15 protein-coding genes are annotated in these 15,054 nt (G+C 65.5%); 12 read left to right on the top strand and 3 right to left on the bottom strand.

All coding sequences use genetic code 11. The features are described from left to right. The coding region (locus B2V90_RS04370) for an ATP-binding protein (RefSeq protein WP_293919816.1) at positions 1-883 on the bottom strand (883 nt) is incomplete at its 3' end. 123 nt (positions 884-1,006) lie between these two features. Here B2V90_RS04370 and B2V90_RS04375 point away from each other — a divergent pair. Together B2V90_RS04375 and ppc are read left to right on the top strand one after the other, a co-directional pair. After that, positions 1,007-1,447, top strand: a complete 441-nt coding sequence (locus B2V90_RS04375; RefSeq protein WP_293919819.1) for a c-type cytochrome — start codon at positions 1,007-1,009, stop codon at positions 1,445-1,447. A 67-nt stretch (positions 1,448-1,514) separates the two neighbouring features. Continuing rightward, positions 1,515-4,214, top strand: coding sequence for a phosphoenolpyruvate carboxylase (gene ppc / locus B2V90_RS04380; protein ID WP_293919821.1), 2,700 nt, complete (start codon positions 1,515-1,517; stop codon positions 4,212-4,214). A 42-nt stretch (positions 4,215-4,256) separates the two neighbouring features. On the opposite strand, the gene B2V90_RS04385 is transcribed toward ppc, so the two are convergent. After that, entirely contained in the window at positions 4,257-5,000 is a 744-nt protein-coding gene (locus B2V90_RS04385) for a hypothetical protein (protein ID WP_228221654.1), read from the bottom strand. A 157-nt stretch (positions 5,001-5,157) separates the two neighbouring features. Between B2V90_RS04385 and B2V90_RS04390 the strand changes: the two genes are divergently transcribed. Together B2V90_RS04390 and rarD are read left to right on the top strand one after the other, a co-directional pair. After that, positions 5,158-5,379: a hypothetical protein gene (locus B2V90_RS04390; protein WP_009820558.1), complete on the top strand. Its 222-nt coding sequence runs from the start codon at positions 5,158-5,160 to the stop codon at positions 5,377-5,379. Between the two features lie 32 nt (positions 5,380-5,411). Further along, positions 5,412-6,281 carry an EamA family transporter RarD gene (gene rarD / locus B2V90_RS04395; RefSeq protein WP_323132795.1) on the top strand — a complete coding sequence of 290 codons (870 nt, stop codon included), beginning with the start codon at positions 5,412-5,414 and terminating at the stop codon, positions 6,279-6,281. A 6-nt stretch (positions 6,282-6,287) separates the two neighbouring features. Here rarD and B2V90_RS04400 read toward each other — a convergent pair whose 3' ends face one another. Beyond that, positions 6,288-7,619, bottom strand: a complete 1,332-nt coding sequence (locus tag B2V90_RS04400; RefSeq protein WP_228221653.1) for a dihydroorotase — start codon at positions 7,617-7,619, stop codon at positions 6,288-6,290. A 70-nt stretch (positions 7,620-7,689) separates the two neighbouring features. Here B2V90_RS04400 and B2V90_RS04405 point away from each other — a divergent pair, with 70 nt between their 5' ends. From B2V90_RS04405 to B2V90_RS04440, 8 genes are all read left to right on the top strand, one after another. After that, positions 7,690-8,439, top strand: coding sequence for a YgfZ/GcvT domain-containing protein (locus tag B2V90_RS04405; RefSeq protein ID WP_228221686.1), 750 nt, complete (start codon positions 7,690-7,692; stop codon positions 8,437-8,439). Continuing rightward, a complete protein-coding gene (locus B2V90_RS04410) occupies positions 8,436-9,194 on the top strand; it encodes a glutaminyl-peptide cyclotransferase (protein WP_228221652.1) in 759 nt (252 codons plus the stop codon). The genes B2V90_RS04405 and B2V90_RS04410 overlap by 4 nt, the downstream gene beginning before the upstream one ends. Before the next feature lie 192 nt (positions 9,195-9,386). Then, on the top strand, positions 9,387-9,755 hold the full coding sequence (gene rpsM / locus B2V90_RS04415) for a 30S ribosomal protein S13 (RefSeq protein WP_009820563.1): 369 nt from the start codon (positions 9,387-9,389) through the stop codon (positions 9,753-9,755). A gap of 100 nt (positions 9,756-9,855) precedes the next feature. Beyond that, complete coding sequence (gene rpsK, locus B2V90_RS04420; protein ID WP_004208752.1) at positions 9,856-10,245, top strand: 30S ribosomal protein S11; 390 nt, start codon at positions 9,856-9,858, stop codon at positions 10,243-10,245. A 120-nt stretch (positions 10,246-10,365) separates the two neighbouring features. Beyond that, positions 10,366-11,430 (top strand): DNA-directed RNA polymerase subunit alpha, encoded by a 1,065-nt coding sequence (locus B2V90_RS04425; RefSeq protein WP_037542000.1) that lies wholly within the window; start codon positions 10,366-10,368, stop codon positions 11,428-11,430. Between the two features lie 208 nt (positions 11,431-11,638). Next, positions 11,639-12,064, top strand: coding sequence for a 50S ribosomal protein L17 (gene rplQ / locus B2V90_RS04430; RefSeq protein ID WP_009820565.1), 426 nt, complete (start codon positions 11,639-11,641; stop codon positions 12,062-12,064). A 108-nt stretch (positions 12,065-12,172) separates the two neighbouring features. Continuing rightward, positions 12,173-14,413: a prolyl oligopeptidase family serine peptidase gene (locus B2V90_RS04435; protein ID WP_228221651.1), complete on the top strand. Its 2,241-nt coding sequence runs from the start codon at positions 12,173-12,175 to the stop codon at positions 14,411-14,413. Beyond that, positions 14,410-15,036, top strand: a complete 627-nt coding sequence (locus tag B2V90_RS04440; protein ID WP_228221650.1) for a hypothetical protein — start codon at positions 14,410-14,412, stop codon at positions 15,034-15,036. Before B2V90_RS04435 ends, B2V90_RS04440 begins: the two co-directional genes overlap by 4 nt. Positions 15,037-15,054: the final 18 nt, after the last annotated feature.

The following is a 15,054-nucleotide window of genomic DNA, read 5'->3' on the forward strand; positions in this document are numbered from 1 at the left end:
GGGGCGGGGGCGGGGGAAGGGCGTCCGCTTCGGCCTTGGCGAACAGCAATTCCTGGAAATCCCCGGTCGCGGCGACCGGCGGCGGCATCAGCTTGTGCGCGCCGCCGCGCGATCCGGTCCTCACCGCGCCGATCTTCACATTGACGGGTCGCCGCGCGATCGCGGGGCCAAGGCCCAGGAACCGGCCGCGCTCCAGGTCGCGGATCTGCTCCGCCTGGCGCCGCTCCATCCCAAGCAGGTCGGCCGCGCGCGCCATGTCGATGTCCAGGAACGTGCGTCCCATCAGGAAGTTGGAGGCTTCCGCCGCGACATTCTTGGCGAGTTTGGCCAGCCGCTGCGTGGCGATGACGCCGGCCAGGCCGCGCTTGCGCCCCCGGCACATGAGGTTGGTCATCGCGGCGAGCGACAGACGGCGCGCCTCGTCCGACACGTCGCCCGCGGCGACCGGCGCGAACATCTGCGCTTCGTCCACCACGACCAGCGCGGGATACCAATGGTCGCGCGGCGCATCGAACAGGGTCGACAGGAAGGTGGCGGCGCATTTCATCTGCGCTTCCAGCTCCAGCGAATCGAGGCTCAGCACGACCGACGCGCGATGTTCGCGGATGCGGCTCGCCATGGTGACGATCTCGCGCTCATCATAGTCGCCCGCGTCGATCACGACATGGCCATATTCGTCCGCCAGCGTGACGAAATCGCCCTCCGGGTCGATCACCACCTGCTGCACCATGGCGGCGCTTTCCTCCAGCAGCCGGCGCAAAAGATGCGATTTGCCCGATCCCGAATTGCCCTGGACGAGCAGACGGGTGGCGAGCAATTCCTCCACGTCGACCAGCACGTCCTTGCCGTGATGATCGGTTCCTATGCTGATGCTGGCGGTCACGGCAGCGTCTTTGGCCCAAGCGGGCGGCCAAGTGCAAGGGGTGAGCGCAAAGGGGGCGGACGCTCTGTCCCCTGTCCATCAGGCTTCTTCGCCTTTAGGACCGGTTGGAAAAGGAGCGATGACGTGCGCCGATTTGCGATGACGATGGCCCTGATCTTGGTGCTTGCCGTGGCCGGCTGCGGCGACGATCGCAGGGCTGAACGGCTCGCCGCCGCCGGCCCCAATCCGTCACTCGACGCGCTTTTGAACGTGGCCGACGCCGATGCGGGCGCGCGGAAATTCGCCGTGTGCGCGGGATGTCACAAGGCGACGAAAGGCTCCCCGGACATGGGCGGCCCCAATCTCTACGGCGTCTATGGCCGCCCGATGGCGCAGCAAAGCGCGCGCTACAGCTATACCGCCGCGCTCCTCGACGCGCGGGGCCGTTGGGACGCGCGAACGCTCGACGCCTGGATAGCCCACCCGCAACGGGTCGTGCCGGGGACCAAGATGATCTATCCCGGCGTCTCCGACCCGCTCGACCGTGCCGACATCATCGCCTTTTTGAAGCGGCAGGCCGATTGATCGGCAAAGGCATGGAAAGCCCCTATCCGCCTTGACGATTCCCATGCCGCAGTGCAGCATATCCTCCATGGAGAGCCACGCACAGCAAGCCGCCCCTGCGATCACGCAGAATCCCGACATCCGCTATCTCGGGCGGCTGCTGGGTGATGTCATTCGCGCCTATGGCGGGGAAAAACTCTACCAGCAGACCGAATATATCCGCTCGGCATCGGTCGATCGTGCGCGCGGCGTGCAGGGCGCGGACCTCACGGACACGGGGCTCGACGCGCTCAACCTTGACGACACGCTGAATTTCACGCGCGGCTTCATGCTGTTCTCGATGCTTGCCAACCTGGCCGAGGATCGCCAGGGCGTGGCGGCCGAACCGGGCGCCGATGTCGCCTCTGCGCTTAAGCGTCTCGAATCGCAGGGGGTGGGGCGTGATGCGGTGCTCGACCTGCTGGCGCACAGCCTGATCGTGCCCGTGCTGACCGCCCACCCGACCGAGGTGCGGCGCAAGAGCATGATCGACCACAAGAACCGCATTGCCGACCTCATGCATCTGAAGGATGCGGGGCGAACCGAGACGGCGGACGGCGAAAATCTGGACGAGGCGATTTTTCGCCAGATCGCGCTCCTGTGGCAGACGCGGCCGCTGCGCCGGGAAAAGCTGTTCGTCGCCGATGAAATTGAAAATGTCCTCGCCTATTTCCGCGACAGTTTCCTGCCGGTGCTGCCGGCGCTTTATGCCCGCTGGGAACGTGTGCTGGGCGCGCGGCCGCAAAGTTTCCTGCGCGTGGGCAGCTGGATCGGCGGCGATCGCGACGGCAATCCCTTCGTCCAGGCGCCACAGCTGCAATATGCGCTGAAACGCGGCGCGGCGGCGGCGATCGCTTATTATCTGGACGGCGTCCATGCGCTGGGCGCGGAATTGTCGCTCTCGACTGAACTGGCCCATGTGCCGCAGGCGGTGCTTGATCTGGCGCAAGCCAGCGGTGACGACGCGCTCAGCCGCAAGGATGAACCCTATCGCCGGGCGCTGAGCGGCATCTATGCGCGCCTGGCCGCGACCTGCGTGTCGCTGACCGGGGATCAGCCGGCGCGGCCATCGGCGCTGAAGGGCGAACCCTATGCCAGCCCGGCCGACCTGCGCCATGATCTGGTCGTCGTCGCGCAGGGACTGGCGAGCGAAGGCAATGGCGCGCTGGCGAGCGGGGGTGCGCTCGGCCGCCTGATCCGCGCGGTCGAAACCTTCGGCTTTCACCTCGCCACGCTCGACATGCGCCAGAACAGCGCCGTGCATGAACGCGTGGTTGCTGAGCTGCTCAAGGTCGCGGGCGTGGAGCCGGATTATCTCGCGCTCGACGAATATGCGCGCATCGCCCTGCTGCGTCGTGAACTCGCCAATAACCGCCCGCTCGGATCGCGCTTTTCCGCCTATTCCGACGAAACCGCGTCGGAACTGGCGATCGTCCATGCCGCCGCCGAGGCGCACCGCCTTTATGGGCCGCAATGCATCACCCATTACATCATTTCCATGGCGCAGAGCGTGTCCGACCTGCTGGAGGTCAACATCCTGCTCAAGGAGGCGGGGCTGTGGCGCGTGGGCGACAATGGCGATCCGCCGCACGCCGCGATCATGGCGATCCCGCTGTTTGAAACCATCGGCGATCTGGAGGCCGCGCCCAAGATCATGTCCGCCTATTTCGGCTTGCCCGAAATTGCCGGCGTGGTGAAGGCGCGGGGCCATCAGGAAGTGATGATCGGCTATTCCGACAGCAACAAGGATGGTGGTTACATCACCTCGACCTGGGGCCTCTACAAGGCGAGCAAGGCATTGGAGCCGGTCTTTGCGGAGGCTGGCGCGGCGATGCAATTGTTCCATGGCCGGGGCGGGGCGGTCGGCCGTGGCGGCGGTTCGGCCTTCGCCGCGATCCAGGCCCAGCCCAAGGGCAGCGTGCAGGGGCGCATCCGCATCACCGAACAGGGCGAAGTCATCGCCGCCAAATTCGGCACGCGCGACGTTGCCATGACCAATCTGGAAGCGACGACCAGTGCGACCCTGCTCGCCAGCCTTGAGCCGGAGGGCATTTCGCAGCGGGACGCCGCGCGCTTTGCCGGGGCGATGGATGAACTCTCGAAGAACGCCTTCGCCGCCTATCGCGACCTGGTCTACGGCACCGAAGGATTCCGCGATTTCTTCCGCCAGTTGACGCCGATTCAGGAAATTGCGGGCCTCAAGATCGGCTCGCGCCCGGCCAGCCGCAAGAAAAGCAGCCGGATCGAGGACCTGCGCGCCATCCCCTGGGTGTTCAGCTGGGCGCAGGCGCGCGTGATGCTGCCGGGCTGGTATGGCGTGGGCCAGGCGCTCGCCGGGTTCGAGGACAAGGCGCTGCTGGCGGACATGGCGCAGCATTGGGCGTTCCTCAAATCCGCGCTCGCCAATATGGAGATGGTGCTCGCCAAATCGGACCTTGGCATCGCCGCGCGCTATCTGCCGCTGGTGGAGGATCAGGGGCTGGCCGACGACATATTCGGCCGCATCCGCGAAGGCTGGCAGGCGGCGCATGACGGCCTGTTGCAGGCGACCGGGCAGAGCCGGCTGCTGGAAAGCAACCCGGCTCTCGAAACCTCGATCCGCCTGCGCCTGCCCTATATCGAACCGCTCAACCTGTTGCAGGTCGAACTGTTGAAGCGCCATCGCGCGGGGGAGGAAGACCCGCGCATCAAGGAAGGCATTGAATTGTCGATCAACGCGATCGCCACGGCCCTGCGCAATAGCGGCTGACGGGCGCGCGGCGGCAGTGCGAATCGCGGCCGGGGCGAGGCGTTAGCGCCCCTGGTCCGCGATGATGTCGACGCTGGTGCGGCCGCCCGGCGCGTCGGTGAACAGGATGAAATAGGCTGCGCCATCGGATGCGCGGGTGCCGCCCAGCACATGATCGCCGCCCATAATCTTGTGCTCGCCATCATAGCCCGCGCGGCGGGCGAGCGTATAATAATAGTCCATCACTCCCTGGCGTGGCACCGCCGTCACGAAGCTGGCGGCGCGGAGCGTGCAGCCATCGGTCTGCGCGCCGGCGGCTTCCATCAGCTGCGCGCCGGGATAGAGGGGAAAGCCCTCGGGCAGGCGCTGGGCCCATTCCATGCCATATTTCAGTTTCTTGGTGCAGTTCGCATTGCCGCCCTTCGCCGCAGCCTGTTCGCGCGCCACCGCCCCCAGCGTCACCGTGGACGCCATCGCCTCGCCCGTGGTCGGGGCAGGAGCCGACAGCAATTTGCCGCCCGCCTGTCGTACGGCCTGCGCCTGCGCCTTGGCCGCGTCCCCGCTCATCACCGGCACCGCGCCCGTGGCGGGCTTGTCTGCGGGACGCACGGCGTCGCGATTGGCCTGCCCCACCAGTTGGGGATCGACCAAGATAGGATCATTGAGCGCCCCCTTCATCGCCGGGTCCGCCGCATTATTGGTCAGCTGTGCGTCCAGGGCGGCAAGGTCGCCATCCCCGTCCTTCTTGTTGCAGGCGGCCAGCGCCAGCAGCAGCGACGCGGCGCATACGGATCGAAACAGGGCCATTCTTCACTCCTTTGTAAATGAGCGATGAAGAGGGAAGGTTAAACATTCGTTAGGACTTTTGGTGAATCTGCCGATTTTTTGCCGAAAGGCCAGTTTCGATTGACTGGCACCGGTCACCTGTCTTGCTCTGGCACAGGTTCGGGGGCATGGATTGGCTATGCTCAACCTCCTGTCAGGCTTTATCGGCCTTGTCACCCTAATCCTCATGATCCCGGCGGTATTGCCGCTTTTGGGGGCGCTCAACTGGATATTGGTGCCGATCGCGCTGTTCGGCGCTTTCATCGGCCTGATGTCGTCGAAGAAAAGCGGCCAGTATTTCTGCCTTATCGTCGCCGCCTTCGGCGCGCTGCGCCTGTTTCTGGGCGGAGGCATTTTCTGACGCAGACGCAGGCCGAAACCCGGCGCGGCCTGCTGGCCGCGACCGCTGCCTATGGGCTGTGGGGGCTTTTGCCGCTCTTCTTTCGCCTGTTGCATCATATCGACGCCATAGAGATCGTGACGCAGCGCATCCTGTGGTCGCTGCTGCTGATCCTGCCGATCCTGGCCTGGCGCGGCACGCTGCCGGTATTTCGCGCAACATTTGGCAATCCGCGATTGGTGGTGGCGCTGGCCGGATCGGCGCTGATGATCGCGATCAACTGGCTGACCTATGTCTGGGCGGTGAACGACAATCACGTCGTTGCCGCCAGCCTGGGCTATTTCCTCAATCCCCTGGTGAATGTCCTGCTGGGCGTCCTCGTGCTCAAGGAACGGCTGCGCCGGTTCCAGCTGCTGGCCATCGGTCTTGCCGCCATTGGCGTTGCCATCCTCGCCGCATCGGCGCTCACCACCCTCTGGATCAGCCTGACCCTGGCCTTCAGCTTCGCCTTCTATGGCCTGCTGCGCAAGCTGACGCCGGTCGCGCCTATGACGGGCCTGGGCGTCGAAACCGCGCTGCTCGCGCCGCTCGCCATCGCCTATCTGATCTGGGAAGCGGGCCATGGCGGCATCGGCTTCGGGCAGGACCTCCCCACCAGCGCCCTGCTGATCCTGTCGGGCGGCGTCACCACCGTGCCGCTGGTGCTGTTCGCCACCGCGGCCCAGCGCCTGCCGATGGCGACGCTGGGGCTGATGCAGTATATCGCCCCAACGCTGCAATTTCTGTGCGGCGTCCTGCTGCTGGGGGAGGTGCTGAGCATCGGTCAGATGCTCAGCTTCGGCCTCATCTGGATCGGCCTCATCCTCTTCGCCGGCGACAGCATCGCCACCGCCCGGCGCAACCGGACGGCGGCGGCCGCCTGACCCGGTTCAATTATACTCGGTCGCCTCGAACCGCACCGGCTCGCCGATCGCATCGTTGGCCAGCGCGTCTTCCCACATCACGCGGTTGCCGCGAATGATGGTGCCGACCGCCTTGCCGGTCAGCCGATCGCCGTCGAAGGGCGACCAGTCGCAGCGCGACGCCAGCCAGTCCCTGTCCACGGTCCATTGTTTCTTGAGATCGACCACAGTGAAATCCGCGTCATAGCCGACCGCGATCCGCCCCTTGCCCACCAGCCCGAACACGCGCTGCGGTCCCGACGACGTCAGCTCGATGAAGCGGCGCAGCGTCAGCCGCCCTTGTGCCACATGGTTGAGCAGCAGCGGGATAAGCGTCTGCACCCCCGGCATGCCGCTGGGGCTGGCAGGATAGGGCTTGGCCTTCTCCTCGATCGTGTGCGGCGCATGGTCGCTGCCCAGCACGTCGGGCACGCCCTGGTTGAGCCAGAACCACAGGCCATCGCGATGCGCGGCGCTGCGGATCGGCGGGTTCATCTGCGCATAGGTGCCCAGGCGCGGATAGGCGTCCTCGGCCGCCATCGTCAGATGCTGCGGCGTCACCTCGCAGGTGGCGATATCCTTGTTCTGGCCGATATATTCCAGTTCTGCGGGCGTGGTGACGTGCAGGATGTGGATACGGCGTCGCGCCTTGCGGGCCAGCGCGATGATCCGCTTCGTGGCGATCATCGCGCTTTCATCGTCGCGCCAGACGGGGTGCGACGACGGGTCGCCCTCCACCCGCAAATCCTTGCGCGCATTCATCCGCGCCTCGTCCTCGGCATGGATGGCGACGCGGCGCGTGCCGCTCGCCAGCACGCGCGACAGGGCGTCGTCGTCATCGACCAGCAGGCTGCCGGTCGACGCCCCCATGAAGATCTTGACCCCCGACGTGCCGGGAATGCGCTCCAGTTCCTTCAGCTTCTCGGCATTATCGGCGGTCGCGCCCACATAGAAGGCATGGTCGCACCACATGCGGTGATGCGCGCGCTTCAGCTTGTCATGCACCCGCTCGGCGGTGTCGGTATTGGGATTGGTGTTGGGCATTTCAAACAGGGCGGTGATACCGCCCAGCACCGCGGCGCGACTACCCGATTCCAGATCTTCCTTATGCTCCAGCCCCGGTTCGCGGAAATGAACCTGGCTGTCGATGCAGCCGGGCAGCACGTCCAGGCCCGTGCAATCGATCACTTCGCCCGCGTCGCCCAGCGACGTGCCGATCGCGGCGACCTTCCCGCCGCGCACGCCCACATCGACCTGCTCCGCGCCGCCGGGCGTATGGACCGTGCCGTTCTTCAGGATCATGTCGAAAGTCTGGGTCATGGCAAATTCCTGTCTGCTCTGGCCGCGCGAACGGCTTGGCTTCGTCCTGTTGCCGTCCTACCTAAAGCCGATGACCGGCACCACCCTCACTGACCGCGCGCTCCTTAGAATTTCCGGGGAGGAGGCGCGCGCCTTTCTTCAGGGCCTGCTGACCCGCGATGTCCTGACATTGCAGCCGGGCCATCCGCGCTGGACCGGCCTGCTGACGCCGCAGGGAAAGGCGCTGTTCGACGTCATCCTGTGGGAAGATGGCGGCGACGTGCTGATCGACTGCGAGGCTTCGCAGGCCGACATGCTTGCAAAGCGCCTCACCCTCTATCGTCTGCGCCGCAAAGTGACGATCGCGCGCGAAGAGGCGCTGGCGGTGCACTGGTCCCCTGACGCGGCCGACCAGCCGCATGATCCGCGCCTTCCCGCGCTCGGCCATCGCTGGCTCGCCCCAGCCAGCCCGGACGCGGGGGAGGGCGATGCCGCCGCCGCCTTCCGCGCCCATCGTCTCTCGCTCGGCGTGTTCGAAGGGGTGGAGGAGCTGGGGCAGGACCAGGTCCTCTGGCTGGAAACCAATGCGCAGGAACTGGGAGGGGTCGATTATGACAAGGGCTGCTATGTCGGGCAGGAAAATACCGCGCGCATGCATTATCGCAACAAGGTGAGCCGCCGGCTGGTCGCCGTCCCGCTCGGCGAGGCGGATGACAAGCGCCAGCGCGCCGCCCTGCCCGATCTTGGCCTGTCGATCGAACTGCGCCGCGTGGAGGGGCTGGACCCGGCGCTGCTGCCCGATTGGCTCGCAGCGGCGATCGCGGGGGAAGCTGCGGTATGATCCGCGCGCTGCTGGCGGTCCTCGCCGCCTGTCTCCTCGGTGCGCCCGCCCAGGCGCAAACGCCCTGGACCCTGGTCAAAACCTACCCGCACGATCCGTCCGCCTTTACCGAGGGGCTCTTCTATCACGACGGCGCGCTTTACGAGAGCACCGGGCTTGAGGGCCGCTCCGACATTCGCAAGGTGGCGCTCAAAAGCGGCAAGGTGCTGCAACGCCGCGTCGTCGATCCGCCCTATTTCGGTGAAGGCATCGTCAACTGGAAGGATCGGATCGTCAGCCTGACCTGGCGGCACCGGCGCGGTTTCGTCTGGTCGCTGGCCGACTTCGCGCCGCAGGGCGAATTCCGCTATGAAGGGGAGGGGTGGGCGCTGACCCAGGATGGCCGGCACATCATCATGAGCGACGGCACGGCGCAGCTGCGCTTCCTTGATCCCGACAGCCTGGCTGAACAAAGGCGCATCACCGTGACCTGGAACGGCCGCCCGGTGCAGCGCCTCAATGAACTGGAATATGTGCGCGGCGAAATCTGGGCCAATATCTGGTATGATACGCGCATCGCCCGCATCGACCCGGCATCGGGCACGGTGATCGACTGGATTGATCTTGCGCCCTTGCGCGCGAAGGCGGGCGTCACCGACAATGAAGCCGTGACCAATGGCATCGCCTATGACGCGGCGCGGGACCGGATTTTCGTCACTGGAAAATATTGGCCCAAGCTGTTTGAGATTCGCGTGGAAACCCGGCCGCGCGGTTGACTTGGATGTACCGAATCGCTAATGGCGACCCTCCCCAACACGCTGGCGAGCGGCAGTGCTTTTCGCACTGGCCGTCTTTTTTGCGTCTGGGGGGATAGGAAATCGGCCATTCTTCCTTGCCAGGGAAGCATGGCCCGGACGCTTTGAGATAGGGTTGCGCAAGCGCCCTGTGGAGCAGGAGAATAGTTTACCATGGCACGTATTGCGGGTGTTAACATCCCGACCAACAAGCGCGTGATCATCGCGCTCACCTACATTCACGGCATCGGCCGCCACACCGCCGTGTCGATCGCCGACAAGCTGGGCATCGACCATAGCCGCCGCGTTCAGGACCTGTCGGACGCCGAAGTCCTCCAGATCCGTGAAGCCATCGACGCCGATCACACGGTTGAAGGCGACCTGCGTCGCGAAACCGCGATGAACATCAAGCGCCTGATGGATCTTGCCTGCTATCGCGGCCTGCGTCATCGCAAGGGCCTGCCGGTTCGCGGCCAGCGCACGCACACCAATGCGCGCACCCGCAAGGGCAAGGCTAAGCCGATCGCTGGTAAGAAGAAGTAAGAAACAGTCCGGGGGACTGTTTCGTCTTCTTCTCCGCCGGAGGCAGCTCTCCCACGGGATGACGCCTCCAGCCTCACAAGTTTCAGTAGGATAGAGCAAAATGGCACGCGAACCTCAGCGCATTAAGCGCCGCGAACGCAAGAATATCTCGGCCGGCGTCGCGCACGTCAACGCCAGCTTCAACAACACCATGGTCACCATCACCGATGCCCAGGGCAATGCGATCAGCTGGTCCTCGGCCGGCATGATGGGCTTCAAGGGCAGCCGCAAGTCGACCCCTTATGCCGCGCAGGTCTGCGCCGAAGACGCCGGCCGCAAGGCGGCCGAACACGGCGTCCGCACCCTCGAGGTCGAAGTCAAGGGTCCGGGGTCGGGCCGTGAATCGGCTCTGCGCGCCCTCCAGGCCGTGGGCTTCCACATCACTTCGATCCGTGACGTCACGCCGATCCCGCACAATGGCGTGCGTCCGTCCAAGCGTCGCCGCGTCTAACCGCAGCGTTGCATGACATGCGGGCGGCGGACGCGTCGCCCGTTTTCCCGTTTGCATCGCCGGAACGTTCCTGTCGGGTCAGGATCATACAGCGTTTCGGCCCATCCCCAGGGGAAATACATGACTGTCAACATGAAGAACTGGCAGGAATTGAAGAAGCCCAACAGCCTCGAGATCAAGGCGTCGGGCGACGGCAAGCGCAAGGCGACGTTCGTTGCCGAGCCGCTGGAGCGCGGTTTCGGCCTGACGCTCGGCAACGCGCTGCGTCGGGTTCTTCTGTCCTCGCTTCAGGGCGCGGCGGTCACCTCGATCAAGATCGAGAACGTCCTGCATGAATTCTCGTCGCTGACCGGCGTGCGCGAAGACGTGACCGACATCGTCCTCAACATCAAGCAGGTCGCGCTGAAGATGGAAGGCGAAGGTCCCAAGCGGCTTCAGCTTTCCGCCACCGGCCCTGCCGTGGTGAAGGCCGGCGACATCAGCGTCGTGGGCGATATCGAAGTGATGAACCCGGACCTGGTGATCTGTCACCTTGACCAGGGCGCGACGCTCAACATGGAACTGACCGCTGACGTCGGCAAGGGCTATGTCCCCGCCGTCGCCAACCGTCCGGCCGATGCGCCGATCGGCCTCATCCCGGTCGACGCGCTCTATTCGCCGGTCCGTCAGGTCGCCTACAAGGTGGACAACACCCGCGTCGGCCAGGAACTGGACTATGACAAGCTGTCGCTGACGCTCGAAACCGACGGCACCGTCACGCCGGAAGACGCGGTGGCCTATGCTGCGCGCATCCTGCAGGACCAGCTCCAGCTGTTCGTCCACTTCGAAGACGCGCTGCCCGCCGCTGCGCCCGCCACCGGCCATGCCGCTGGCGCCGCCGCTTCGGAAGGAGAAAGCGACGCCAACCAGATCAACCGCTATCTGCTCAAGAAGGTGGACGAACTGGAACTGTCGGTCCGCTCGGCCAACTGCCTCAAGAACGACAACATCATCTATATCGGCGACCTGGTCCAGAAGACCGAGGCCGAGATGCTGCGCACCCCCAATTTCGGCCGCAAGTCGCTGAACGAAATCAAGGAAGTGCTCTCGTCGATGGGTCTGCGCCTTGGCATGGACATCCCCGGCTGGCCGCCGGAAAATATCGAGGAAATGGCCAAGAAGCTCGAACAGGAGCTGTTGGGCTAAACTCCAACCGCCGTTCGGTTCGAGCAGCCCTTCGACTGACTGCTTGCAGCAGTCGCTCAGGACAGGCTTCGAGCTTGTCGAGACGCGTCGGTCGAGAACAATTCTCGACAGGCTCGAATCGAACGGAATGGGTTATGGGCGACGACCCTCAACGGTCGCCTGGTCTGGGCTACCTCACACGGGCCCTTAACGAACGAAGGAAACGAACATGCGTCACAAAATCGGTCATCGTAAGCTTCAGCGCAGCGCCGGTCATCGCACCGCCCTGCTGCGCAACCTCGCCGCCTCGCTCATCAAGCATGAGCAGATCCTGACCGGCACCGCCAAGGCCAAGGAACTGCGTCCTTATGTCGAAAAGCTGATCACCCTCGCCAAGAAGGGTGGCCTGTCCAATCGCCGTCTGGCCAGCTCGCGGCTCCAGGACGATGCGCAGCTGACCAAGCTGTTTGAAGTGCTGGCGGAACGCTACAAGGACCGCAACGGCGGCTACACCCGCGTCATCAAGGCCGGCTTCCGCGCGTCGGACGCCGCCCCGGTCGCGATCATCGAACTGATCGACCGCGACGTCGATGCCAAGGGTCAGGATTCCGGTCCGGTCCAGGGCGCCGACGAGGATGATTTCGAAGCCGCCTGATCTTCGCGGTCCCGCGCCGCGGGACGGGATGCTTTACCGACAGGCCGCGTTTCCTTTATGGGAAGCGCGGCCTGTTTTGGTTATGTATAAAAGAGCTTGGAAGAGAGGATGCGCGGCTTCGCCCTGATCCTGCTGTCGCTCTGGCTGGCCGCTGCCCCGGCCATGCTGCGCGCACATCCCGACGACGCGGCGATCGCGGCGAGCGATCCGGCGCTGCGCTATCCGCTCGCCCGCAGGCAGGACATAGTGGAGGATCATTTCGGCGTGCCGGTCGCCGATCCCTATCGCTGGCTGGAAAATGACCTGCGCGCCGATCCGGCGGTCCGCGACTGGGTGGCGCGGGAAAATGCGCTCACTCGCCGCTATCTCGACGCGTTGCCGGGGCGCGAGGCGCTCAAGGCGCGCTTGCAGGCGCTCTTCGCCCATGGCCGCTACACTGTCCCCCGCAAGGCGGGCGACCGCTATTTCTATGGCTATAACCGGGGGCTGGAAAATCAGACCCCGCTTTATGTGCGCGAAGGGCTGACGGGCAGGCAGCGGATTTTGCTCGATCCCAACAGCTGGGCGCAGGATGGCGCCAGCGCGCTCGCGGAGTGGACGCCCTCGCCCGACGGCCGGATGCTCGCCTATGGCGTGCAGGATGCGGGCAGCGATTGGCGCACGCTGCGCCTGATCGACGTCGATAGCGGCCGCACGCTCGACGATGCCGTCCAATGGGTCAAATTCTCGCAAACCGCCTGGGACGGGCGCAGCGAAGGCTTTTTCTATTCCCGTTTCGCCGCACCCGGTCCCGGCGAAGCGTTCCGGTCGACCAACCTTGGCCAGAGCCTCTATTATCACCGCATCGGCACGTCTCAGGGGCAGGATCAGCTGATCTATGCCACGCCCGACCGCCCCCGGCTCAGCCATCAAGCGCAGGTGACGGCCGATGGGCGCTGGCTGGTCGTCAGCTCGTTCGAAGGCATCGACCCGCGCCGCGAAATCCATGTCGCACCCCTGACCGGCGGCCCCATCGTCCTGCGCAGGCTGGTGCGCGGTCCCGCGCAGGACTGGCGGCTGATCGGCAGCCGGGGATCGACGCTCTATTTCCTCACCGATCATCGCGCGCCGCACCGGCGCGTGGTCACGCTCGACGCCGCCAATCCCCGAAGGCGCGCGCAGGAAATCGTGCCCGAACGCGCCCAGACGCTGGTCGGCGGCGCGCTGGTGGGCGATCGCCTGATCCTCGCTTCCATGAACGGCGCGCAGACGATCGCCGAACTGGTCGAACTTGACGGGCGCAGGGTGGGTGACGTGCCGCTGCCGGGCTTCGGTACGGCGGCTGGCTTTGGCGGCCGGTCGGGCGATCCGGAGACATTTTTCAGCTTTTCCGGCTTCGTCACGCCGGCCAGCATCTATCGCTTCGACACCGCGACCCGTCAGTTCCAGCTTTTCGCCCAGCCCGACCTGCCCTTCGACCCGAACGACTATGGCATAGAACAGCGGCTCTACCCGTCGAAGGATGGGACGATGATCCCGCTCACCATCCTGCGCAAGAGAGCGCTGGCCGATAGCGCGACCGCCGCGCCGACCATCCTCTATGGCTATGGCGGCTTCAACATCAGCCTGACGCCGGGCTATTCCGCCACCCGCATGGCCTGGCTGGAGCAGGGCGGGGTCTATGCCATCGCCAATCTGCGGGGCGGCGGCGAATATGGCAAGGCGTGGCACGATGCCGGGCGCGGCGCCAACAAGCAGAATGTGTTCGACGATTTCATCGCCGCGGCGGAGTATCTCAAAGCCAATGGCTTCACGCCGCCTGATGGCCTTGCGATAGAGGGGCGCTCCAATGGCGGTCTGCTGGTCGGCGCGGTGGTGAACCAGCGGCCCGACCTGTTCGCCGCCGCGCTGCCGGCCGTGGGCGTCATGGACATGCTGCGCTTCGATAGATTCACCGCCGGCCGCTATTGGATCGACGATTATGGCTCGCCCGCCGACAAGCGGGATTTCCCGCTGCTCTACGCCTATTCGCCCTATCACAATATAGCGGGCGAGGCGGACTATCCCGCCATCCTCGTCAGTACCGCCGACACCGACGACCGCGTCGTTCCCGCCCACAGCTTCAAATATGCCGCGGCGCTCCAGGCCGCTGACCTTGGCGCGCGACCGCGCCTGCTGCGGGTCGAAAGCCGCGCCGGTCATGGCGCAGGCAAACCGGTCGACAAGCTGATCGACGAATATGCCGACAGCTACGCCTTCGCGGCCCATTTCACCGGCCTGGCGATCGCCCCGCGCCCCGCCGCCGCGCCCCGTTCAGCCGCTGGACAGCCGGCGCACGTTATGCCTCCCTTAGTCGCAGGAGGCCAATGAGCATGATCGGGACCAAGACACGCTGGATGACCGGAGCGCTGGTGAGCGCGGGCCTGCTGCTGGGCAGCGTCAGCGCGGCGGAAGCCCGTCCGCGTTGGGACCGGGGCTGGGATCGCGGCTGGGACAGGCATCACCGCCATCGCGGCGACGGCTTTGGCCTGGGCGACGCCATTGGCGTGGCCGCTCTGGTGGGCGCCGTCGCGATCGTCGCCAATTCGATGTCGAAGGACCGCAAGGTCCGCGATCCCATCACCGGCGGCGAATATGACGCGCCACCGCCCCGCGCCGGCACTGATTATGGCGATGATCTGGGCAGCGACGCGCCGCCACCGCCTGTCGACGAAGCCGATTTCTCCGACATAGCCGCGCAGGACGATGCGCTCGCCGACAGCTGCGCCCGCGCAGCCCGCGACGAAGCCGAGCGCGACGGCGGCTTTGCCGAGGTGCGCAGCATGGCCAGCCCAGTCGCTGCAGCCAATGGCGGCTACAATATCGATGGCCAAGTCGAACAGCGCGCCAGCACCCGCGCCCCCACCGGCCAAACCCGCCGCTTCACCTGCACATTGGACCGCGACGGCCGCGTTGCACAGGTCTATCTCAGCCGCGACTTGGTTTCGCGCTGACACCCGACCGGTTTTGCT

Source organism: Sphingobium sp. UBA5915 (assembly GCF_002431195.1).
Classification (GTDB): domain Bacteria; phylum Pseudomonadota; class Alphaproteobacteria; order Sphingomonadales; family Sphingomonadaceae; genus Sphingobium; species Sphingobium soli.